Genomic DNA, 21516 nt, shown 5'->3' with positions numbered 1-21516 from the left:
TCAAAATACTTATGTTATATTTGTAAAAATTAAAAATGAGAAAGCCGCCCATTCATAAAAGTTTCCGGAATGCATCCAGGGGGATTTTCCTGATGATGAAAGATGAACGGAATTTTCAGATTGAGCTTTTGGCTTTTTTCATTAACCTGTTCCTCATTTTTTATCTGGAACTTTCAGATACTGATGCTGTTTTTGTCCTTATGGTTTCTTTCGGAGTTCTGGCTGCAGAAATTTTCAATACGGCCATTGAAAAAATCTGTGATTTTATTCAGCCTGAATTTGATAAAAGGATTGGATTTATTAAAGATATTTCTGCCGGTGCTGTTATTTTAATGGCTTTTGCTTCGGTGATCATCGGCTTCTTCGTCTACCGTAAATATATTTTTATCTGAGCTCATTTTTGGCATACAGATTAGAAGGCATTACAGATCATAATTCCACATAAAGACATTTTTTCATCATCAAAAAACTTACTTTCCGACATAAATAAATCCATGTTTTCCTGACTTAAAAACGGTTTCAATTCTTTTGTAATCTTTTACTTCGTATTCGTCTGCCTGGAGCAGTTCCTCTTCTGTGACGGTGAACAGAACACCTGATATTTCATCTTCAGGGCTTCCTGAGAATTTAAGAATCGGATGGAAGGTTTGATTGCTCTTTCTGAGAACCTCGGGATCGGTAATTTCTAACATTTCAAGCCTGTAACCTGTTAAAACATCTTCTTCCCCTTCTAAAATCCTTCCGAAAGTTTCAATTTGAACTTTTCGTTTCTGTAAAGTTCCGTATGAGAATAAATAAGGCATAATTAATCCAGAATGAGTTTAATATTTTTATGGGATTCTATAATTTCAACCAGGATTTCAAATAGAGTCTGTCCATTTCCGTCTAGCAGTTGATCCAACTTCTGCTGAATCAGTTTTATATTAAACGGTTTGCCCTGACGGATTTTGTTTTCGTAAAATTCCTTAGTGGCTTCAAAGCCAAGATCTTCCTTCGATTTCTGAGATTCTTTCCATATTATTTCTCCTTGAAAGCCATACAGAATATCATCAAAACCATCCAGTGTCCCGACTTTCCAGTCGTCTTCAGCATTCATCAATATATTGGAAACTTCTTCATAGAAGCCTGCCAGATTAGAAAAATGACTGCCATTGATGACAGTCATTTTCTTATTATTATTTGAAGTATTCCACTCCATTTTTAAAGATGTTGTGATAATTTGCGGTCGGAATATTTTTCATCAGTCCTTCTGCAAAACGTTCCGGGTGGCCCATTCTTCCATAAATCTTTCCATTCGGACTTGTGATTCCTTCAATTCCGAATAACGAATTATTTGGGTTGAAAGGCATTCCGTGAGCAACATTCCCATCTAAATCTAAATATTGTGTTGCAATCTGTCCGTTTTCATACAATCTCTTAATTTCATCTTGGGAAGCCATAAAACGGCCTTCCCCGTGAGAAATAGGAATGGTAAATACCTGATCTTTCATTCCTTTTAACCATGGGCTTTCATCGTTCAGAACCTTTACATTCACCATCTGGGAAATATGTCTTCTGATGGCATTGTGCGCCAACGTAGGAGAATTTTCATCCAAGTCTTTGATTCTTCCATAAGGCAATAATCCTGATTTTACCAATGCCTGGAACCCGTTACAGATTCCAATGATCATACCGTCCCTATCCAATAATTCGTGAACAGCATTTCTCATCTTCCCGTTTTTCAAAACGTTGACAATGAATTTCGCGGAACCATCCGGCTCGTCACCTGCTGAGAATCCTCCTGAGAACGCCAGAATCTGGGAAGTTCTGATCTCCTCCACCCAAGCGTCAATACTTTCATCCAATAATTGGTGGTTGATGTTAATTAAAGGTAAACTGCTGATGACCGCGCCTTCTTTGGCAAAAGCATTTAGGGTATCATACTCACAGTTCGTTCCCGGGAACACCGGAGCAAATACTTTCGGCTGGGCAATCCCGTGTTTTTTAATGATGATATTTCTTGGGTTGATCGAGTTTAATTTCTCATCAATTTCAACCGTCAGTTTTTCTTTTTCAACCGTTGGAAAAAGGTTTTCAAATGTATTTGTATTTGCAGCTAATAAATCCTCAATGGCAAATTCAGCATCATTTATTTTGATATTGTCAGAATTTTTAACTTCTCCAATTAACTGAAGGTTTACAGAACTTAATTCTTCTTTAGATTCAATAATTAAGCTACCGATATTTTTAGCCAGTAAGATGCTTTCGTCGACGTTAACTTCAGCACCCAGCTTATTTCCAAAGCTCATTTTTGCTAAAGCAACCGCTACTCCGCCTTCTTTAACCGTTTTTACCGAAACAATTTTTCCCGCTTTGATATTTTCAAAAATCAGTTCAAAAATTTCTTTTAAAGTGTTATAAGCCGGAAGTCCATTTTCCTGAGCGATATGATTGAAGAAATAGACTTTGTTTCCTTCATTCTTAAATTCAGGAGAGATAATATTTTTCTTTTCTCCGTTTGCACAGGCGAAAGAAATCAACGTTGGCGGAACATTCAGATCCTGATACGTTCCACTCATCGAATCTTTCCCTCCGATGGCCGCCAGGCCAAGATTGATCTGTGCATCATAAGCTCCTAAAAGAGAAGCCAGAGGTTTGCCCCATTTTTCAGGGTTGTGTCCTAATTTTTCAAAATATTCCTGGAAGCTTAATCTGATATTTTTATAATTGCCGCCCATCGCAACGATTTTCGCTACACTTTCAACGACTGCATAGGAAGCACCCAGCAATGAATTCTGCTTAGAAATTCCGGCATCAAATCCCCAACTCGCCAAAGAAACCGTTTCGATATCTTTAGCACCGATGATTGGCAATGTCTGAACACTTCCTTCCATCAAAGTCTGCTGGTATTTCCCGCCTAAAGGCATCGCAACCGTAGTCGCACCAATCGATGAATCGAACATTTCAAGCAGACCTTTTTGAGAAGCTACATTTTTATCGCTCAATATTTTAAGGAAATTCTCTTCATTAAATGCAGGAGTTTCTTCTTTGATTTCATTAAGGTGGGTAATTTTAACTTCCTGGCTTTTTGAACATCCGTTGGTATCCAAAAACTCCCTTGACAGGTCCACAATTTTATTCCCTTTCCAGAACATCTGCATTCTTCCGGAATCCGTTACTTTTGCCACTTCAACAGCCACAATATTCTCAGCTTCACAGAATTTGATGAACGGTTCTTTATCTTTCGGCTCTACAACGACCGCCATTCTTTCCTGAGATTCGGAAATAGCGAGTTCAGTACCGTTCAGTCCTTCATATTTTAAAGGCAGTACATCCAGATTCACCTCCAGTGAGTCAGCAATTTCACCAATGGCAACGGAAACTCCGCCGGCTCCGAAATCATTTGATTTTTTAATCAGTTTCGTCACTTCCGGATTTCTGAATAACCTTTGGATTTTACGTTCTTCAACGGCATTTCCTTTTTGAACTTCCGAACTCATGGTATGGATAGAGGTTTCGTCCTGTTCTTTTGAGCTTCCGCTTGCCCCGCCTACACCATCGCGTCCCGTAGCTCCTCCTAAAATAATGATAGAGTCTCCGGCCTCTGGCTTTTCACGTCTTACCCAATCTACAGGAACCGCTCCGGTAACGAAACCGACTTCCATTCTTTTTGCTTTGTATCCTTCATCATAGATTTCAGAAACCATGGTAGTCGCCAAACCGATTTGGTTACCGTAAGAAGAATATCCGTTCGCCGCCTGTTTAGTGATTGTTTTCTGAGGTAATTTTCCCGGTAATGTTTTATCAACGGGTTCTAGTACATCAGCCGCACCCGTTAATCTCATCGCCTGGAACACATACGATCTTCCTGATAAAGGATCCCTGATCGCACCGCCCAAGCATGTGGAAGCGCCGCCGAAAGGTTCAATTTCTGTCGGGTGATTGTGCGTTTCGTTTTTGAATAACAAATACCATGGTTCTTTTTTGCCATCGTATTCTGCTTCAATTTGAATTGTGCACGCATTGATTTCATCTGAAACCACCAGGTTTTCAAGATTCCCTGTCTTATGGAAATACCGGGCGCAAACCGTGGCAAGATCCATTAAAGAAATCGGCTTTAATTCGCGGCCTAAAAATTTTCTTTTTTCAATATAATCATTGAAAATGGTTTCCAGGGTATGTTTAAACTGTCCTTCAAACTCAATATCAGACAATTCTGTCTCAAAAGTAGTATGTCGGCAGTGATCACTCCAATAGGTATCTAAAACCTTAAGTTCAGTTTCTGTAGGATTTCTTCGTTCAGTCTTAAAATATTCCTGAATGAATTTCAAATCATCCAAACCTAATGCAAAACCGTGATTGTTAAAGAATTCTTCAAGCTGAGCATCATCAAAATTGATGAATCCTTCATGTACCGGAACTTCTGACGGTGTTTCTTCCGCAGGAATATTGAGAACCGATAAATCTTTTTCCTGAGATTCAACTTTATTAATTAAAAGATCTTTGATTTTTGCCAAATCAGATTCGGAAATTCCTTCAAACTCGATTAATTTTCCACTTCTTACTTTAGACTTTTCATTTCCAGTAAGTAAAGCAATACATTGTTGGGCAGAATCTGCACGCTGGTCATATTGTCCGGGCAAAAATTCTAATGCGAAATGAATTCCCTGTGCAGGGTTTTCTTCGATTAAAAGATCTGTAACAGGATCTACGAAAGTACTGTTGACTACTTTATCAAACTCTCCGTCATGTAACCCGAAAATATCGTAAACGTTATACACCTTTACACTTTGGATCAACGGAACCACCGCTTTTACTTCATCAAAAATTTTTGGACTTTCCACATCGAAAACTCCTCTTTTTTCTACGAAAATTCTTTTGTTTTGAGACATTAGATGTCAGATATTAAATATTATTAGACTTTATTTACTTAATTTTATTCGGATTATCGGGATGTTCTTTCTGATACCTAACCGCCTCTTTCGTTTTCCGTTTCAGCCATTTTTCAAAAGGAATTTTTTCATCATCGTAATCCAGTGCGAAAATATTTTTGCGGTCTTCCGAGATTAAAAATTTGAAATCATACATTGATCCCAGATCATATTTTCTGTAATCATAAGTGTTGACCTGATAAAAAGGGAAATTTTCTTTTGGTCTTTCCACAATTTCAAAATATAATTTCTTTTCATTTTCAGATAATTTGTTGTAAACATTTACATAATAAATATCTGAGAGTTTTTTATTTTGTCTTTCGAAAAAAAGAAGAATATCTTTTTCTTTTTCATTGTATTCAAACGGATCAGGAAAATATTTCCCTTCTACTTCCACAGCGTTTTCAGACTGAGCCACAGGCTGCACCTCTTCTCCTTTAAAATTCATAACGCCCCAGGTTCCACCTACAATGGCTTTATGCTCATCTTCAGTTTTCTCCCAGTCGCAGCTGTTACAGAATGCAGCGTACCCGTAATTAAAAGGCGCCGCAAAATCATGTTTTGCTTCAATAGCAACTCTCCCGTTTCTATCTACAAAACCTACTTTCCCATTCTTAACGAATCTTCTGACACCTTCTGAAAAGTAATCGGCTCCATTATCAAAAAAGAATGGCCGGTACAGAAAATTACCTTTTTTATCATACACATATCCCCAGGTATTTTTTTCTTTAACTTCGTTCTTTTTAGGACCGTCGAAATAGATCGTTTCCCCTTTCACCAACTCTCCATCCTTCAAATACGAAAAAATATTGAACTGGGCAGGAACAATGATTTTCCCTTCTTTATTTTTGACTCCCACCAAAGAATCTTTTGTTTTAAAATATTGTAAAACTTCCCGTTTCTGGGCGAAACACAAAAGCGGAATACATGCTAAACTTAAAAACACTTTTTTCATATTCTATTTTTTGGTGAGAAATAAAATATGCAGCCCAGAAGACTGCATATTAATTTATACTTTAAGATCAGCCTCTAATCCTATCAGGTCTTTATTCAGATCCAGAATCGGCTGAACTTCATTGGCAATGAATTCCTCCGTCTGGATTGGTGCGAAACCAATAAAGTTTTTAGGATCTAAAACTTCTTTTAACTTAGACTTATCCAATTTCAAAGAATTATCATTTAAGATTCTTTCAATCAGATCGTTTTCTTCTCCTTCTTCTTTTACTTTTTTGGAAGCTTCCATGGAATGAACCCTGATCACTTCGTGAATTTCCTGACGGTCACCACCTGCTTTCACTTCTTCCATGATGATATATTCTGTCGCCATAAAAGGAAGCTCTTCCATAATATGTTTGTTGATCCTGTTCGGATATACTACGATTCCGTTCATGATATTGTTCCAGATCAACAGAATGGCATCCACCGCCAAAAAGGCCTGAGGAATGGTTAATCTTTTGTTTGCAGAATCATCCAGGGTTCTTTCAAACCATTGTGTAGAAGCTACCATTGCAGAACTTGTCGTTAATGACATCACATACTTGGCCAGTGCTCCGATTCTTTCACTTCTCATCGGGTTACGTTTGTACGCCATAGCCGAAGATCCGATCTGGTTTTTTTCAAATGGCTCCTCAATTTCTTTAAGGTTTTGCAGCAAACGTAAATCGTTCGTGAATTTATGGGCAGATTGTGCAATATTTCCTAATAAAGCAACCACTTTAGCATCAATTTTCCTGTCATAGGTCTGTCCGGAAACACCGAAAACCTTCTCAAAACCGAATCTTTTTGACAGTTCTTTATCCAGATGTTTAACTTTAGAATAATCTCCGTTAAAAAGTTCCAGGAAACTGGCTGCAGTTCCTGTAGTCCCTTTTACACCTCTGAACCTCAACGTTTCCAGGAAGAAATCAAGCTCTTCGATATCCAGCACCAAACTTTGTAGCCAAAGCGTGGCTCTTTTTCCAACTGTAGTCAGCTGAGCAGGCTGGAAATGGGTAAATCCAAGCGTCGGTAAATCTTTGTATTGAATCGCAAAGTCAGAAAGATTTTTTATTACGTTCACCAGCTTTTTCTTCAAAATTAAAAGCCCGTCACGGATTTGAATCAAATCGGTATTATCTCCTACAAATGCTGAAGTTGCTCCTAAGTGAATAATTCCTTTCGCAGAAGGCGCTACATCACCATACGCGTGAACATGAGCCATTACATCATGACGGAATTTTTTTTCATATTCCGCAGCTTTATCATAATCAATGTTTTCAGCATTGGCTTTTAACTCAGCAATTTGCTCGTCTGTAATTTCAAGACCAAGATCTTTTTCAATTTCAGCAAGAGCAATCCAAAGCTTTCTCCAGTTTTGGAATTTATTGTTATGAGAAAAGTTAAACAACATTTCTTCGCTTGAATAGCGTTCTTCCAAAGGATTTTTGTAGGAATTCATTCTTTTCTTTTACTTTTTTATAGATATGCAAAAATACGGTTTTTGGTTGAGAGATGAAAGTGCTTTTTTATCCCGGAGATATTCTGTTATTGTTAGAAATACTTTCAGGCAGATTATCTGATAAATTTTCTTCCTGTTAACGCCATCCGACCAGAATTCTGCACATTTTAGAGATCAAAAAAGCCACTCTTTCGAATGGCTTCTGAATTTATTTTGTCCAGTTTATTTTTGAATGCTTCACGTCTTCGGAATTGGTTCCGATCATGATATCAAATTCTCCGGCTTCCCAATCATATTTCAAATCCCCGTTATAGAATTTCAATTGTTCCGGAGTAATGTCAAAGGTTATTTTTTTAGATTCTCCTTTTTTCAGCATTACCTTCTGGAATCCTTTAAGCTCTTTTACCGGCCTTGTAATACTTCCTACCATATCCCTGATATATAACTGCACTACTTCAGCGCCATCATAATTTCCTGTATTTTTAACGGTAACAGATGCCTGAACAGTCTGGTTTCCTTTAGGATTGGCATTGGAAACCGCAATGTCAGAATAGCTGAATGAAGAGTAGCTTAAACCATATCCAAACGGGTACAGCGGCGTATTGCATTCATCCATGTAATTGGAACGGAATCTCTGGTATTCACATTTATCCACCAGTTTCTGATCAAGCGGGCGGCCTGTATTTTTAGCATTGTAATAAATCGGGACCTGTCCTAAGCTTCTCGGGAACGTCATCGGCAATTTTCCGGAAGGATTTACTTTTCCAAAGAGAACATCTGCAATCGCGCTTCCTGCTTCTGAACCCGGGAACCACGCATTCAGAATAGCATCCGGCGTGTCTTTTACATTGGTTAATGCCAAAGGACGGCCAGTGAACAATACAATAGCAATCGGTTTTCCTGTCTTTTTCAGCTCGTTTAACAAGTCTACCTGAGACTGAGGAATGGTGATTTCAGTTCTTGATGAAGATTCTCCGCTCATTTCTGCTGATTCCCCGATAGCCAAAACAATAACATCTGATTTATTGGCGATGTCCACAGCTTCTTTTAACAGCACTTCTTTGGAACGGTTATCACGGTCTGTTTTTTTACCGTGTGCTGCATAAATATCTTCCAGTTTAGCATCGTAATCGATGTTAGCTCCTTTTGCAGAAAGGAATTTAACGTCTTTTCCGTAGTTCGCCTGCAGGCCCTGCATCAGATTTACAGAAATGGCATGTTTTGTCGCAACACTCCATGTTCCGGCCATGTTCATTGAATTGTTGACCAACGGACCGATTACTGCTACCGTTCCTGATTTTTTCAATGGCAGCACCTGATTTTCATTTTTCATCAGGACCATGGACTGAGCAGCAGCACTTCTCGCAATGTTACGGTTTTCCATGCTGTATACTTCTTTCGCTGCCAATTTAACATCTCCATGTTTATATGGATTATCAAATAAACCTAAATCATATTTTGATTCCAGAACTCTTCTTGCTGCCATATCAATTTCCGCCTGGGTCACTTTTCCTTCGGATAGAGATTTTTTTAAGGTTGTTAAAAAACCTTCTCCTACCATATCCATATCTACTCCGGCTTTCAGAGCCAAGGCAGAAACCTGCTGGAGATCTCCCATTCCGTGGTCCACCATTTCGTTGATTCCTGTATAATCGGTTACCACAAATCCTTTGAATTTCCACTGATTTCTCAGTACTTCCGTCTGCAGCCATCTGTTTCCTGTTGCCGGAACACCGTCCACTTCATTAAAAGAAGCCATCACAGAAGCTACACCTGCATCAACAGCCGCTTTGTAAGGAGGGAAATATTCATTGAACATTCTTACGTGGCTCATATCCACTGTATTGTAATCTCTTCCTGCTTCACCGGCTCCGTATAAAGCAAAGTGCTTTACACAAGCCAAAATATTGGTTCCGTTTGCCAGGTCTTTCCCCTGGTAACCATACACCATATTTTTAGCAATTTCACTTCCTAAATACGGGTCTTCACCGGAACCTTCGGAAACTCTTCCCCATCTCGGTTCACGGGAAATATCCACCATTGGCGAGAACGTCCAGTTGATTCCGTCTGCAGCAGCTTCCCTTGCAGCAACTCTTGCAGACTGCTGCACTAAATTCATATCCCATGAAGCTGCTAATCCTAACGGGATCGGAAAAGTAGTTTCATACCCATGGATGACATCCATTCCAAAAATCAAAGGAATTTTCAGACGGCTGTTTTCTACAGCCACTTTCTGAACAGCTTTGATCTTTTCTGCTCCTTTTATATTGAACAATCCTCCGACTAATCCCTGCTCTACTTTCTTTCCAATGTCTGAACTTTTAGCTAAACCTGTGGTGAAATCACCTGAACTTGGTAAATTCAGCTGACCGATTTTCTCATCCAGGGTCATTTTAGCCAAAAGATTATCAATAAAGGCTTTCTTCTTATCATGATATTGAGCCGTCTGGTAAGACTGGACAGGCTTTGTTATCATTTCCTGTGCGGAAAACATCGGAGCCAGTGCTAAAGTGGCGATTACAATTAACTTTTTCATTACTTCTTCATTTTTAGGTATTTGTGAATTTAGATTGTATTAATCTATCATCTTCAATTAATTTTTACTCTATTGATTTAAGTGCTTTATGTATTTCCACTTAAATTTCTTAAAGCCTATTTAAGTTATTCTCGCAGATTTTGTGTTTGTATTGAACCTGCATAAGAGCTTTGTTTTAATTCTTAACGTAAAACAGCAAGTTTTTCTGATCAAACTTACTTTTTTAAGACACAGAGCTTTCACTTACTTTTTTGCTTGTGATTGTTATTGATTACTTTTCTTTCCTTTTACTCAGCATCCATTCATACAACGCAGGATTAGAATACGTTGAGTCCCAAGAGTTATGATTATCATTTGGAAAAATGGTTAATTCTGCAGATGGATTTACCGGATGCAGCTTCTGGTAAAAATTAAATGCATTTTCCGGAAGCACCACGTCATCCATTCCTCCGTGGAAGATTTTCATCGGCAAATTTTTGTACTGATTGATATTGGCATACATCACACGGTCTGTTGGTGCACAAACCGAAACAACGGCTGCAAACATTTCAGGATGCTCCATGACCAGTTTCAAAGTTCCCCAGCCTCCCATGGAAAGTCCGGTAAGGTAAATCCTGGAAGGATCAATTTTATATTTTGACTGAATTTCCTTGATTAAATTATAAATCGTCACCGTATCCCACCACATATTTTCAGGACATTGAGGTGCTAAAATTGCTACCGGTTCTTTTATTAAATTTTTATAGGTGAATGGACTGTGCGCCTTTACCATTTCCAGATTATTTCCTCTTTCCCCGGATCCGTGAAGAAATACGATCAAAGGGACATTTCCTTTTGCTTTTTGAGGATAATCGAGGATATAGGAAATTTTTTCCTGTCTTTTGACTTCTTTATTGAGTTCTGCTTTTATTTCCTGAGCATTAAGAGCCAGAGAAAACGGCAAAAGTAAAAAAGGAATCAATTTTAGATTAAATTTCATAGGAGACTTTTTAAGTTTGAGTACTTTTCAATTTTATACAGAATATAAGATTTTATTCAACTGTCTGTTTTTCTATAATTAGCCCCGATTGCAGCATCTGTCTGAGCTCATTTTTCTTTTTTAAAAAAGATAAATAGCGAGTGCGGAAAGCGGGAAACAGCTCCTAAAAATATTATTTAATATTATATTTCGGAGATGTAAAGCTTAATTTTTTCAATCCATTCTGAATTTCCGGGGCATTCATAAACAGTTTCCATAAGAATCCGGTGCGGTAATTTTCAATCATCGGAGCGATGGTTCCCTGGTCAATTGCCAGATACCTTGGCGTGGTCCAATTATTATAATGGATGGATGTTGCATCATATGGGCCAGCAGAACCGATAAATTCAGGTTTCTGAGTATAGATGAACCTTAAAAAATCCATGGATTCTTTTGGTGTGTAGGGAAAGCTGCTCAGTGCGGCCGTAGGAGTAATTACCCCATGATCATTCTGTGGAAAATGAGCGTCGTACCCTACACTTCCATCTTCATTTCTTGAGTACCCTGCAGTTAACCCCCAATAATCAGGTCCATAACCTTTCCATTGTTTTGGATTTTCAACGCAATACCTATAATCGATCAACACCTGATTTTTATTTAAATCAAAATAATTTTTGATCAATTTATCTGATAAATTAGTAGGATCTAGACCAATATATGAATAATGCGCCCAGAATAAAGGGCCGCCATATTCTTCTGCACCATTATGTTTTACGTACATCGGAAGCCCATATTTTTCTTTATCAGAAAGATAGGTTCCATTTCTGGTCCAGCCTTTATAATAGGTTTCGGCATCAATTGAATAAGTAGGTGATGAAGCCGCTAAAATATAGGTAATCAGACATTCATTATATCCCTGTAAAGGAAAATTCATGTCCCACTGATAATCCGGTGACCAGTGCCAATACAGGACTTTTTCTCCGCCTTTGGTGTACCAGTTCCACTGAATCCCTTTCCAGAGCGCATCGCATTTTTTTGCCAGCGCTTTTTCTTCGGTATTTCCGTTTTTGAAATATTCACGGACCATTAAGATTCCTGAGGTCAGGAATGCCGTTTCCACAAGATCACCACCATTGTCTTTTTTTCCGAAAGGCACCGTTTTCCCGGTTTCTCCATTAATCCAGTGTGACCAGGCTCCTTTGTGGCGGTCAGCCTTTGCCAGGAAATCCATCATCGTGGTCAATCGTTTCACCGCTTCTTTCCGTGGAACAAATCCTCTTTCAACGCCCACAAGAATTGTTGCCAATCCAAATCCTGATCCTCCTGTAGTGACTACATGTTTATCATTATCCGGATAGATATTGTCTTCATGGTAGCGCTCCCTTCCCAACATGGAATGAGGTTCTGCATAATCCCAAAAATATTTCAACGCTTCTTTCTGGACTTTATCCATAAGCTGATTGTCCGTGAGGTTGTTTTGTATAGATGATATTTTGGAAGCATCTGATTTAACCACCTGGGAATTTTTGCAGGAAACTGTGAGTAATGATATTGTTGTTATTGATAGTATTATCCTTTTCATTGTAACATTTTTAAACGAAATACTAAAAGAAGAGGAGAACTTTCATTCTCCTCTAAGTTATATTTATTTTTAGTAGCCGGGATTTTGAGCCGATAATCCACCAGCCTCCATGATAAAATCCTGTGGAAGTGGGAAAACCTCATGTGTTCCTACTTTGAATATTTTGCCACCGTCAGCAGCCATTGCAGCCTGTGCTTGGCCAGTCCTAACTAAATCAAACCATCTGTCGTGTTCAAAAGCCAGTTCTAATCTTCTTTGTTTCCAAATATCTGCTCTTACATCCGTTTGAGAAACCGCAGGTGTATTTCCAATATTTGCTCTTTGTCTAACCTGATTCAAGAAAGGAATTGCCGCAGAAGTTTGACCTAATTCGTTCATTGCTTCAGCTTTGATCAGCAAGACTTCAGCATATCTTAAATAACGAATATTTACATCTGTTGAAGCTTGGTCTCTATAATTTGAAGAATAAGCTTTATAATTATAAAATTTATTTTCTGTATTTGGACCAACAAAATATCCATCATACAAAGTCATACTTCTATGGATAATCGTTGCATCTCTTCTTGTATCCGTTGCAGAGTAAGCATCATACAAACTTTGAGTAGGTGTTGCAAATCCCCATCCCCAACCAGTAGTACCTCTTGCACCTTGTACTTGGCTATATTGTTGGATAGCTCTTCCAGCAGTTCCTCCGCTTCCATTAATTTCAAAAATGGATTCAGCATTATTTTCGCCTGAAACTTTATAAATATCCTGGAAATTAGGCGTCAATGAATAACCTGTTACTAAATTACATTCGTCTAAAGCTAACTGCCATTTTTTTTGATACAAATAAACTTTTGCCAATAATGCATGAGCTGCTCCTTTTGTGGCCCTTTGACCTCCTGTTGCTGTCGGCAAAACTAAAGCAGCTTCTTTAAGATCATTTTCTATAAAAGCATATATATCTTCTTTACTCTTTCTTGTAAGGGTCATTAGCTTATCAGCTTCAACTCCAGTTACAGGAACATGATCTACCAATGGTACTCCACCGAAAGATCTTACTAGAGTAAAATACATAAAAGCTCTTAAGAACTTAGCTTCACCAGTTAATCTTTCACGTAATTGAGAATCAGCCTTATCTAATTGAGGAAGATATTTTAGCGCTTGGTTACACCTGTTAATTCCTTGATAATTAGAAGCAAACAATTCTTTAAATGAAGGAGTGGCAGGAGTAAAATTCAGTGCATCTAAAATATCTTTATCCGAACCAGAATCACTACTGCTTGAACCTTTATCTGCATCATCTGAAACTATTGAGGTAACACCAATCCAAGCAAAGGTACTCATATTCCAATCTAAGAACTTAGCATAAATAGAAGTTACTAAAGTATTTGCTCCTTCGTTATTATTATAGATTTCACCTAATGCAGATTCTGGAATTTTTTCTGTAGGTGAAACATCAATAAAGTCATTACTACAACTTTGATTAACAGCTCCTAAAATTAAAAATGCTGCTGCTACGATATATTTCTTATTCATTTTTTAAAAATTTAGGTTAACACCAAATACAAAAGATCTTAATGTAGGATAAGCGTCTAATTCTATCCCCGCACGTTTGTTTGGATCTCCTTCTGCTGAAGAATCTGCAGGGTTATATCCTGATAATTCTGAAGAATATCCTGAATATTTTTGGAAAACTATAGGATTAATAGCACTTACATAAAGCTTGATAGATTTCATATAATCCGTTACATTCTTAAATGTATAACCAACTGAGATGTTATTAATTCTAAAATAATCTCCACTCTCTAAATAAAAATTAGATGCAACAGGAATATTTGACGGATTTACAGGGTTTGCTGCATTGGTATTTGTGGGTGTCCAGAAATCATTCGCTACAGAAGCTTCTACGTTTTCTCCTCCATTTCTTTGAGCTTTTTTACCATTGTATACCTTAAATCCAAAAGCCCCATAACCATTTAAAGCAAAATCCCAGTTCTTATAAGCCATAGAAATATTTACACCTAATGTTGATTTCGGAATATAAGAATCAAAGAAACGTCTATCACCACCATCAGTTACTCCGTTACCATTAAGATCTTTAAATTTCAAATTACCTTGAGCGTCATATCCGTCAACTTCGTATAAATAGAAACTTCCTAAAGCATACCCTACTGAAGAGGCATTGAAAAGTTTTGTATCTATTCCATTACCCAAATTTCCACCTATAATTTGAGAAACTGGCTTTGATAAATCAATGCTGGCAAGTTTATTTTTGTTATAAGAATAGTTTGCTCCAATAGAGTACGAGAAGTCTTCACCTACTTTATCGGACCAGTTTAAACTAACTTCTGCACCTTTGTTTACTACACTTCCCATGTGTGAGTAATTCACATCAGCAATACCTGTTCCTAAATATGGAACTACTGCTAAAATAAGATTTTCTGTTTTTCTGTTATAAACATCAAAAGTACCCGTTAATCTATTATTTAAGATTCCAAAATCCAGCCCTAAAGATGTTTCTTCGGTAACTTCCCAACCTAAATTCGGATCATATCCTTGATTCACTGTAATACCATTGCTTACTGCTGAAGAGCCATATCCATAATTATACGTAGCTCCTGATGAGAGAGGTAAGTAATTTAAAGGAACTTTTTGATTACCTAATCTACCCCATCCCCCTCTAAGTTTTAACATATTAAAAAATCCTCCTTTCATAAAATCTTCTTCCGATACAATCCAACCTGCACCAAAAGAAGGGAAAGTTCCCCATCTATGACCTTCTGCAAACTGAGAAGATCCGTCTCTTCTTACAGTCCCACTTAATAAATAACGGTTCATAAATTTGTACTGAAACCTTCCAAAATAAGAAGTTGTCGTGTTTCTATTGCCTTTTACTGATTCAATAGCTTTGGTGGTATTATCACTAAATAAATTTCCATAATAATCAACTCCATCAAGATTCCAATAGTCTTCTGAAACAGGAACATTTTGCCTATTGATGACTAATTTTTCAAGACCATTCATTACAGAAGCCTCTGTACCCGCTACAATTTCGATGTCATGATTTCCGAATTTCTTACTATAGGTCAAATAATTATTAAGTAACCAATTGTAATAGTTTTCAGTTCTATTCGTCAGTCTTGTTAATGGCGATGTTGCAGAGTATTGACTATCTACTCTCATCGGATCACTGTCTAACCAAAAAGCTTTAGAATTAACAAAATTATAGTATTTATAATTGTTATACTCTCCACTAAACTGAGATGTGAATTTTAAATCTTTAACAATATCAATGTCTAGCTTTAAACCACCTTGCAATAAAAAGTTTTTCCCTTTCTGATTATCATAAGCAAGCTGCATTACAGGATTACCTACATCATTAAATCTGCTTCCTACATAACCAATATTACCTGTGGCAGGATTGTAAATTGGCTGACCATACTTTCCATTCGGGTAATATACAGGAACCAATGGAGATTGTTTATATGCACTTGTGAAAATACCAAATGATTTTGGGGTGTCATTTGTAAAAGTAGCACTTAGAGTCTGACTAAGTCTTATTTTTTTACTAAGTCTGAATTCGTTATTAGTTCTTACTGTAGTTCTATTATACTTAGTTCCTTTAAGAATTGATTCTTCATCATAATTTCCTAAACTCAAGAAATATTTTGCCGCTTCTGAAGAGCCAGAAATAGAAACATTATGTTGGTTGTAAATACCTGTTCTTGTAATTTCTTTAAACCAATCTGTATTATAAGGTTGATCAGGATTCAAATATTTACTTGATTTTCCAGCATTATTATAATTAGCAAATTCAGAAGCGTTTGCCATTTTAATGGTTCTCAAAGGAGTTCTAATTCCAACTAAACCATCATAAGAAACGTTTAACTTTCCTTTACCACTTTTAGTCGTAATGATAATAACTCCATTTGCTGCTCTGTTACCATAAATAGCTAATGCTGCAGCATCTTTTAATACATCATAAGTTAAAATATCATTAGAATTGATATTATTAATATTATCGGTAAACATTCCATCTACTACATATAATGGTGTTCTACCACCCAGTACAGTACCTAAACCTCTAATCATCACTGTTGGTCTAGAACCAGGGGCATCGGATGCTATTACTTGTACTCCCGCAGCTTTACCCTGAATGGCTTGCGATGCATTTAATACTTTCGTTCTTGTTACTTCCTCTGCACTAATAGAGCTGATTGAAGTGGTATTATCCACCTTTTTCCTGCTACCATATCCAATCATCACCACCTCCTCAATCTTCTGCTCTTTGGCAACAGTGTCACGGGGTGTAGTCTGCGCATTGACGTTCATCCCGAAGTAGAGAACAGCAATGAGACATGAATACTTTAAATCACTTTGTTTCATATAGTTTAATTTTATTCGTACAATCAAATTTTCTTCAAAAGAAACTAATCTTAAAAGACTTTTTACCGAATGTTACTTATTCTCATAAAAAGACATTGTTCAAAATTATAAAAATATCTTCAATAATGTTAATTTCACTTAATTATTTTACGGTTATGTTAATTAAAACAAGTCTGATAAATAATGGTTTTATTAACTCTATTTTAGGGAATTATCAAAAATAACTCTATTTATAACAAGGACTTACAATACTGAATTATAGTAGTGAATACAGTTAAAATGAATTATTTTATATTTTGCTTATCATAAAAAACCACTCACGCTTAATGAATGTTCAAGCATATCAATTTAATATTATCGTATTAACATTTCTTTAAAATTTGTTAAAATAATTGTTATTCTTACATTTGGTTCATTATTTGAAAGTATTTACATTTTAATCAATATCAATGAAAAAATATATTATTGCTGCTGTTTTGATTTTAGGAACGGGAGCTGTTATCAATACCACGATACAATCATGCACAACATTAGCGACTACAGATTTAGGCCTGTCAATTATTAAACGATTTCTTTTAAACGGAATTGATAAAGGCGTAGGTATTTACAGCAACAGGGAGGCATTTCTACAAAATAATATGGTAGACAAAGCGCTTCCCAAACAATTAAGGGAAATCAATTCTATGCTTGAGAAGATTGCACCTTCGCTGGTAGCAAAAGAAAGAGCTTATATTGCTGACGCTGCCGTTTACACCGTTAACATCTCGAAGCCTATTCTGGTTGGTGCGGTAAATAGTCTGAATGCACAGGATGTAACGAGGATTATCCAGGGAGAGAAAGGAACGGCCACTCAGATTCTCAAAGAAAAAACGTCACAACAACTGATTGCAGCTATTGCACCGAAAGTAGATGAGCAGCTCAATCAATACGGTATTGTCAAAAGCATTAATACAGCATTAGCAGGAAGCAATTTACTGGGAAGTTTATTAGGAGGAAATAAGACTACCGTAAATTCCGGAGGCTTAACACAGCTCGCTTCCGAGCAATTGGTTAACGGAATGTTCAATATCATTGAAAATTACGAGATCGAAAACTCACAGTCGCTTTTAGGGCCACTTGGAAAATAGAAAAATCTTCAGTATATTTAATGTAATTTTAAAATTGGTAGATGGACATATTACAAGGGAACCAGCATGCGAATCCTGAAGATTTTTACAAATCTTTAAAGGAAAAACTGGAGGGTCATCATGACTTTCCGGAAGATTATTTATTTAAATTTATTATTCCTACGGACGAGGCAAAACTGACAGAGATTTATAAAGTTTTCGACGGTATCAAATTTACATTGGGGAACCGTGAGAGCAAAAACGGGAAATATACGGCGTGCAATATCAATGCATTTGTTTTGGATGCCGATCAGGTCGTTAAAATTTATAAAGAAGTAGCAAAAATAGAAAATGTTATTCTGTTATAGAAAATAAATCTGTTTTAGAACATAAAAAGTCAGCATGAGTGCTGACTTTTTGTTTTCTATACTGGGTTATGATTTATTTTTCAATAAAAAATTTCACATTTTCAATAGGCCTTCCCAACATGGCTACAGATCCCTTGATGAGAATAGGCCTTTGGATTAAGGATGGATTTTCCGATAAAATCTGGATCCATTCTTCTTCAGACAAATCTTTACCGGCAAACTTTTCCATATACAGTTTTTCAGATTTTCTGATAATATGAAAAACATTCTCATTCATTTTCTTTAAAACCGTTTTAATCTCCAAAACACTTAACGGTTCTTCTATCATATTAATCATCTCAAACGGAACTCCGTTTTCATCAAGATACTCCAAAACCGCATTGGATTTTGAACAATTGCCATTATGTAAAACTTTTACTAACATCTTCAATTGTTTTTAATATTAAATTTAGGTACAGTAAAGATAGAAAGAATCGGCTTACGATAAAAGCTATTCCACCTGTTTGTTTAAAACAGTCCGTTCAGCTCGCCTTCTATTTTTTCCAGAATAAACCCGAAGTCTTCAGGCTTTTCAACAAAGTCCAGGTCATCCACTTCAATGATCAGCAATTTACCTTCCGTATAACTGGAAATCCATTTTTCATATTTCTGATTCAGCTTGGAAAGATATTCGATACTGATGGAGGCTTCATATTCTCTTCCTCTTTTATAAATCTTTTTTACCAGATTAGGGACATCGGATTTAAGGTAAATCAGAAGGTCGGGCGCGGAAACGAATGATTTCATCAGACTGAAAACAGCCAAATAATTATTAAAATCGCGGTCGGACAGAAGGTTCATATCATTCAGGTTTTCTGCGAAAATATGGGCATCTTCATAGATCGTGCGGTCCTGAATGATGTTTTTACCGCTTTCCCTGATTTCCTTGACCTGACGGAAACGGCTTCCGAGAAAATAGATCTGCAGGGCAAAGCTCCATTTGCTCATGTCTGCGTAAAAATCTTCCAGATAAGGATTGTGATCCACATCTTCAAACTGGGCATCCCAGCCGTAATGCTTCGATAGCATAGTCGTTAATGTTGTTTTGCCTGCACCAATGTTCCCTGTAACTGCAATATGCATATTTCCCTTACTATTATAATGTTGATAAATAATTAAACACCGGCAGACTGCAGTTCTGATGAATCTTCAATGAGCTTCTGCAATGAACTCTCTGCAGGGTTTTTGCTTTCGATCTCTTCTGTTTTTTTCTCCAACTTTTCTTCCGGGCTGTCTTGCTCTTCAGGTTTCTCTGCTGATCGTTCTACCTCCTGCTCGGTATCTTTCTGCTTCGGATCAGGTTCTGTCCGAGATTCGGTCTGCTGAGGTTTTTCAAGGCTGTAAAGATAAAGTTTGTTGGCTTTGATTTCAAAATAAGAAAGTGTGTTTTTATCCACAATCCGTGCTTCGGGATCGCTAAAAATCTTCAGCATTTCCTTTTCAGTAATATATTTTACAATCGAATTATCAGTAACCACCAGGATGGATTCATTTTCTCTTCTGAAGCGTTTCCCGTTCTCAATATCAGCCTCAAAGATTTTCTCGAATTTAAAAGTATAGACCCTGAATTGTTTTTTTGTCAGAATATAGATCCTGTTTTCATATACCAAAAGGTCCGAAAGCTCATCAAAACTTGCGTCAAACGGATAAGAATTGATGATCGTTTCATTCCTGAAATTATACTGGATCAAACGTTTTGTACTGTCATCCAACAGCCATAGCTGCTGCAGATCTTCGGCATATGCCATTCTTATGAAACCGAACTTATGTTTGAAATCCACGCGCTGGATTTCATTCATGTTCTGGTCAATAAACTTCATTTCCTGGGCATTTTCAGAAAACAAGGGAACGGTCAGCGGATTTTGAACGGACTGTACTTTGTAAGGAACGGTAAGCATCATCTGCCCAAGCTGCTTTCCTAAAGAATCATATTTCGTTAAACTGAAATCTTTATTTTTGTAAATATACAGGTTTCCGTAATCATCGGCCAGCATATCCTTAGCCTCTTTCAGTTTCAAAGTATCTAACGGAAGTGCCTTCTGTGCAGACAATGAACAGAAAAGCAATATGAATATTAAATGTAATCCTCTCAACTTGTTGTACTAAAGAAGTATCTTTTCAGATATGCAGCCAATTTACTGATTTTTATGTTACGCAACAGAAGTATATTCAATTTTAATTATTTAAGAGCCACTTCATATATGGCCGGCCAGTTCTTCCCGGTTACCAGCATGTTATCACCTTTAAAAGCAATTCCGTTTAGAACGTGTTCGCTGTTATCCCCGGTATTTTTTGCGGTAATTTCTGTAAAGTCAAACTTTCCCGTAACTTCTCCCGACGCCGGATCTATTTTTAAAACATATGGAGTATGCCAGACATTGGCATAAATAAATCCGTTGTGGTATTCCAATTCATTAATCTGGTTATACACTTCTTTATTTCCGCCAACAGGAACTTTTTTCACCACTTTAGAAGGATTATTGACGTCTAAAAAATATAGATCGTTTGAACCGGTATCGGCAATCAGATTTTTTCCGTCATACGTCAGTCCCCAGCCTTCTGCGAATTCATCAGGCAAATCAAATTCTGAAACTTTCTTATATGTATTTTTATCGTAAATAAAACCTATTTTGTTCTGATAAGTCAGCTGATAGATTTTATCGCCAACCACAGCGCAGCCTTCTGAAAAAATTTCCTGCGACTGTTTTTCAGTCAGAGCAGGAACTGTATTTCCCAATGTATATTTTATTAATTGAGACTCACCCTTCATACCGTCACTTTCATACACCGTATTTCCGTCAAGAAAGAAGCCTTCTACAAAATTTTTCGGATCGTGGGGATATTCTGCAATGATCTCATAAGGGATGTTCTGCTCCCGCGTTTTCGTAAAAACATTGATAGTCGCATCCTGGTTCAGAGTTTCGCCACCTTTGGTTTTAATCTGAAAAGTCACTTTATTATCTCCAAACTCAAAAAATTTTCGATCAATCTTTAAATCAGAAGTTTCTTTATCCCCAAAGCTAATGAAGATACTTTCTGCATTATCCGTCACTTCTTTCGGAAGTGTTAATCTATCGCCGAAATGATACCCCTTCTCTTCCATTACATGGTTATAGTCTGCGAGAGCATCAAGAATCTTTTCATCATTTTTACAGGAAACCAGCAATAGAGAGCTGGCCAAACCCGTAATCAGCATTTTCTTCACGTCA

17 protein-coding genes are annotated in these 21516 nt (G+C 37.0%); 3 read left to right on the top strand and 14 right to left on the bottom strand.

Annotation, left to right across the window (positions count from 1 at the left end):
- The first annotated feature begins 35 nt into the window (after positions 1-35).
- A complete protein-coding gene (locus MKJ01_RS14975) occupies positions 36-392 on the top strand; it encodes a diacylglycerol kinase family protein (protein ID WP_241614877.1) in 357 nt (118 codons plus the stop codon).
- A 78-nt stretch (positions 393-470) separates the two neighbouring features.
- On the opposite strand, the gene MKJ01_RS14970 is transcribed toward MKJ01_RS14975, so the two are convergent.
- The 10 genes from MKJ01_RS14970 to MKJ01_RS14925 form a co-directional block, all read right to left on the bottom strand.
- Complete coding sequence (locus MKJ01_RS14970; RefSeq protein WP_241614878.1) at positions 471-803, bottom strand: gamma-glutamylcyclotransferase family protein; 333 nt, start codon at positions 801-803, stop codon at positions 471-473.
- A gap of 2 nt (positions 804-805) precedes the next feature.
- Entirely contained in the window at positions 806-1198 is a 393-nt protein-coding gene (locus tag MKJ01_RS14965) for a hypothetical protein (RefSeq protein ID WP_241614879.1), read from the bottom strand.
- The gene (locus tag MKJ01_RS14960; protein WP_241614880.1) at positions 1176-4871 is read right to left on the bottom strand and encodes a phosphoribosylformylglycinamidine synthase; all 3696 of its coding nucleotides are present in this window, start codon (positions 4869-4871) and stop codon (positions 1176-1178) included. Before MKJ01_RS14960 ends, MKJ01_RS14965 begins: the two co-directional genes overlap by 23 nt.
- 34 nt (positions 4872-4905) lie before the next feature.
- Complete coding sequence (locus MKJ01_RS14955) at positions 4906-5865, bottom strand: WG repeat-containing protein (RefSeq protein WP_241614881.1); 960 nt, start codon at positions 5863-5865, stop codon at positions 4906-4908.
- 54 nt (positions 5866-5919) lie between these two features.
- Positions 5920-7347, bottom strand: a complete 1428-nt coding sequence (gene purB / locus MKJ01_RS14950; protein WP_241614882.1) for an adenylosuccinate lyase — start codon at positions 7345-7347, stop codon at positions 5920-5922.
- A gap of 208 nt (positions 7348-7555) precedes the next feature.
- A complete protein-coding gene (bglX, locus tag MKJ01_RS14945; RefSeq protein WP_241614883.1) occupies positions 7556-9883 on the bottom strand; it encodes a beta-glucosidase BglX in 2328 nt (775 codons plus the stop codon).
- Between the two features lie 271 nt (positions 9884-10154).
- Positions 10155-10862 carry a prolyl oligopeptidase family serine peptidase gene (locus tag MKJ01_RS14940; RefSeq protein WP_241614884.1) on the bottom strand — a complete coding sequence of 236 codons (708 nt, stop codon included), beginning with the start codon at positions 10860-10862 and terminating at the stop codon, positions 10155-10157.
- A gap of 172 nt (positions 10863-11034) precedes the next feature.
- Complete coding sequence (locus MKJ01_RS14935) at positions 11035-12423, bottom strand: glucoamylase family protein (protein WP_241614885.1); 1389 nt, start codon at positions 12421-12423, stop codon at positions 11035-11037.
- 69 nt (positions 12424-12492) lie between these two features.
- Positions 12493-13944 (bottom strand): RagB/SusD family nutrient uptake outer membrane protein, encoded by a 1452-nt coding sequence (locus MKJ01_RS14930; protein ID WP_241614886.1) that lies wholly within the window; start codon positions 13942-13944, stop codon positions 12493-12495.
- 3 nt (positions 13945-13947) lie between these two features.
- Positions 13948-16794: a SusC/RagA family TonB-linked outer membrane protein gene (locus MKJ01_RS14925; protein WP_241614887.1), complete on the bottom strand. Its 2847-nt coding sequence runs from the start codon at positions 16792-16794 to the stop codon at positions 13948-13950.
- A 449-nt stretch (positions 16795-17243) separates the two neighbouring features.
- On the opposite strand from MKJ01_RS14925, the gene MKJ01_RS14920 reads away from it, so the two are divergent.
- On the top strand, positions 17244-17921 hold the full coding sequence (locus MKJ01_RS14920; protein ID WP_241614888.1) for a DUF4197 family protein: 678 nt from the start codon (positions 17244-17246) through the stop codon (positions 17919-17921).
- A 41-nt stretch (positions 17922-17962) separates the two neighbouring features.
- Complete coding sequence (locus MKJ01_RS14915) at positions 17963-18268, top strand: DUF493 family protein (RefSeq protein ID WP_241614889.1); 306 nt, start codon at positions 17963-17965, stop codon at positions 18266-18268.
- A 73-nt stretch (positions 18269-18341) separates the two neighbouring features.
- On the opposite strand, the gene MKJ01_RS14910 is transcribed toward MKJ01_RS14915, so the two are convergent.
- From MKJ01_RS14910 to MKJ01_RS14895, 4 genes are all read right to left on the bottom strand, one after another.
- Positions 18342-18692, bottom strand: a complete 351-nt coding sequence (locus tag MKJ01_RS14910; RefSeq protein ID WP_241614890.1) for an ArsC/Spx/MgsR family protein — start codon at positions 18690-18692, stop codon at positions 18342-18344.
- Between the two features lie 83 nt (positions 18693-18775).
- A complete protein-coding gene (locus tag MKJ01_RS14905) occupies positions 18776-19390 on the bottom strand; it encodes a deoxynucleoside kinase (protein WP_241614891.1) in 615 nt (204 codons plus the stop codon).
- A 32-nt stretch (positions 19391-19422) separates the two neighbouring features.
- On the bottom strand, positions 19423-20358 hold the full coding sequence (locus tag MKJ01_RS14900) for a hypothetical protein (RefSeq protein ID WP_241614892.1): 936 nt from the start codon (positions 20356-20358) through the stop codon (positions 19423-19425).
- Positions 20359-20486: 128 nt separating this feature from the next.
- Positions 20487-21512 (bottom strand): glutaminyl-peptide cyclotransferase, encoded by a 1026-nt coding sequence (locus MKJ01_RS14895; protein WP_241632686.1) that lies wholly within the window; start codon positions 21510-21512, stop codon positions 20487-20489.
- Between the last annotated feature and the right edge of the window lie 4 nt (positions 21513-21516).

This window comes from Chryseobacterium sp. SSA4.19 (assembly GCF_022601875.1).
GTDB lineage: Bacteria > Bacteroidota > Bacteroidia > Flavobacteriales > Weeksellaceae > Chryseobacterium.
This window is presented reverse-complemented; position numbering and strand designations above follow the sequence as displayed.